Below are 2,752 nucleotides of genomic sequence, written 5' to 3' on the forward strand. Positions count from 1 at the left end.
AGGGCCGGGCGTCAGGCCGGGGCTGCAGCCGGGGCCGACGAAGCACCCCCCGGCGGCCATGCGCTGCTGTGGGTGCTCATCGTGGTGGCGCTGGGGCTGATGCTGCTGCGGCCGCAGTCGCCTTCGGCGCTGCTGGCCCTGGTCGACTGGCAGACGGTGGGCGCGCTGGCCGGCCTGCTGGCCATCACGCAGGCGGTGGAACACAGCGGCGTGCTGCAGACCACCGCGCGCCGGCTGCTCAGCCGGGTGACGCACCAGCGCACGCTGGCGCTGGGCCTGGTGTCGGTGGCGGCGGTGCTGTCGGCGCTGGTCACCAACGACGTGAGCCTGTTCCTGCTGGTGCCGCTGACGCGGGTGCTGGCCACGCAGGCCGAACTGCCGCTGGCGCGGCTGGTGGTGCTGCAGGCGCTGGCTGTCAATGCCGGCTCGGCGCTCACGCCGATCGGCAATCCGCAGAACCTGTTTTTGTGGCACCGCTCGGGCCTGGGTGTGGCCGGCTTCATCGAGATGATGGCGCCCACCGTGGCGGTGATGATGGCCCTGGTGCTGCTGACCACCTGGTGGCTGGTGCCCAACCGTGCCATCCAGCTGCAGCCCGAAACCGAGCGCGCAGCCGTCTCGCCGCGGCTGCTGGCGCTGGCGGGTGCCTTGTTCGTGGCCTTCGTGGTGGCGCTGGAGCGGCACCAGCTGCTGCCCGGCCTGGCAGTGGTGTTCGGCGTGCTGCTGCTGGCGCGGCCGCGGCTGCTGCTCAAGCTGGACATTTCGTTGCTGGCCACCATCGCGCTGATGTTCCTGGTGCTGCGCCAGCTGCTGGCGCTGCCCGCGGTCACGGCCTGGATGGCCAGCCTGCCGATCGGCGAGGGCCTGAACGCCTACCTGGCGGCCATCGTCGCTTCGCAGTTCATCAGCAACGTGCCGGCCACCATTGCGCTGGCGCCTTCGGTGCACGACCTGCCGGCCCTGGCCGCGGGTGTCAGTGTGGGCGGCTTCGGCTGCGTGATCGGCTCGCTGGCCAACCTCATCGCCTTGCGGCTGGCGCGGGTGCCCCATGGGCTGCGCGAGTTCCACCGCATTTCCATTCCTTTCCTGCTGGTCTGTGCGGCCAGCGCGGCGCTGCTGCGGCTGTAGGCCCGGCGGCTTCATTCCCCTGACAAGGAGCTTTTCCATGAGCAAGACCCAGAACGTCGAAGGCCGGTTCGAACACCTGATCTACAGCCCGCGCGGCGACATCGAAGGCGTGCTGCTGAAGGCCGATGCGGGCCCGCTGCAGATCGTGTTCGACCGCCACGACGCCACCGCCGCCCAGCCCTTCATGGTGCTGCAGCCCGGCGACACCGTGCGCCTGCAGGCGCCGGCCGAGCCGCCGTCGGACAAGGGCGAGGCCGTGCACCCGGTGCACCGCTTCGAGCAGCTGCTCAGCGTCAACGGCCATGCGCCGGCGGCTTCCGGCGAAGAAGGGCCGCCCTACAGCGGCACCGTGGCCCGCCTGAACTACGCCCGCCATGGCGAGCCCAACGGCGTGGTGCTGGACAACGGCTACTTCATCCACACCAGGCCGCATGGCATGGCCGCGCTGCAGCTCAAGCCGGGCGATGCGGTGCAAGCCGATGGCGAGGCCCGCCCGCTGGTCACCGGCCAGGGCTGGGTGGTGGAAGCCACCGTGGTCAACGGCACCGCGCTGTAGCCCCTGCGGGCCGGCGCCCGACAATGGGCGGATGCAGGATCTCGACACGCCTTCCACCGCCGCGCTGCGGCAGATCGACACCCCCGCCGCCGTCATCGACGTGGCCCGCATGCAGCGCAACATCGCCCGCATGCAGCAGCAGGCCGACCGGCTTGGCGTGCGGCTGCGGCCCCACGTCAAGACCACCAAGTGCGCCGAGGTGGTGGCTGCCCAGCAGGCGGCCGGCGCGCAGGGCATCACCGTCTCCACGCTGAAGGAGGCGGAACAGTTCTTCGCCCAGGGCCACACCGACATCCTGTATGCGGTGAGCATGGCCGCGCACCGGCTGCCGGCGGCGCTGGCTCTGCGCCAGCGCGGCTGCGCGCTGCAGATCCTGACCGACAGCGTGGAAGGCGCCCGCGCCATCGCCGAGGTCGGCCGCCAGCACGGCCATGCGTTCGAGGTGCTGATCGAGGTGGACACCGACGGCCACCGCTCCGGCGTGGCGCCGGAAGACGATGCGCTGCTGGCCATCGGCCGCGGGCTGCACGAAGGCGGCATGCGGCTGCTGGGCGTGCTCACCCATGCCGGCAGCAGCTACGACCTGCACACGCCCGAGGCGCTGACCGCCCTGGCCGAGCAGGAACGCGCCGGCTGCGTGCGCGCCGCCGAGCGGCTGCGGGCGGCCGGGCTGCCTTGCCCGGTGGTCTCGGTGGGCTCCACGCCCACGGCGCTGGCCGCCCAGTCGCTGCAAGGCGTGACCGAGCTGCGCGCCGGCGTGTATGTGTTCTTCGACCTGGTGATGCGCAACGTGGGCGTGTGCAGCGAAGGCGACATCGCGCTGAGCGTGCTCACTACCGTGATCGGCCACCAGGCCGACAAGGGCTGGGCGATCGTGGATGCCGGCTGGATGGCGATGAGCCGCGACCGTGGCACCGGCAAGCAGGCGCAGGACTTCGGCTACGGCCAGGTGTGCACGCTGGACGGCACGCCGATGCCCGGCTGGCTGCTGTCATCGGCCAACCAGGAGCACGGCATCGTGTCGCTGGCCGAAGGCACTGCGTCAGACGTGGTGGCCCGCCTGCCCAT

General features: G+C 71.5%; 3 protein-coding genes. All 3 read left to right on the plus strand.

All coding sequences use genetic code 11. The features are described 5' to 3' along the window. Nucleotides 1-1,128, plus strand: a 1,128-nt coding sequence (locus ABNT58_RS02965) for an SLC13 family permease (RefSeq protein ID WP_348752022.1), incomplete at its 5' end; no start/stop codon positions are given. 37 nt (nucleotides 1,129-1,165) lie between these two features. Next, nucleotides 1,166-1,684 (plus strand): hypothetical protein, encoded by a 519-nt coding sequence (locus tag ABNT58_RS02970; protein ID WP_348752023.1) that lies wholly within the window; start codon nucleotides 1,166-1,168, stop codon nucleotides 1,682-1,684. Between the two features lie 31 nt (nucleotides 1,685-1,715). Continuing rightward, nucleotides 1,716-2,752 (plus strand): alanine racemase (locus ABNT58_RS02975; protein ID WP_348752024.1); only part of this gene is annotated, 1,037 nt, incomplete at its 3' end.

The organism is uncultured Aquincola sp., assembly GCF_964001545.1.
In the GTDB taxonomy this organism is placed as follows: domain Bacteria; phylum Pseudomonadota; class Gammaproteobacteria; order Burkholderiales; family Burkholderiaceae_C; genus Aquincola.

Excerpts from the sequence above, each read along its gene's own strand:
- ABNT58_RS02970 (WP_348752023.1), top strand. The coding sequence starts at position 1,166 with ATGAGCAAGACCCAGAACGTCGAAGGCCGGTTCGAACACCTGATCTAC.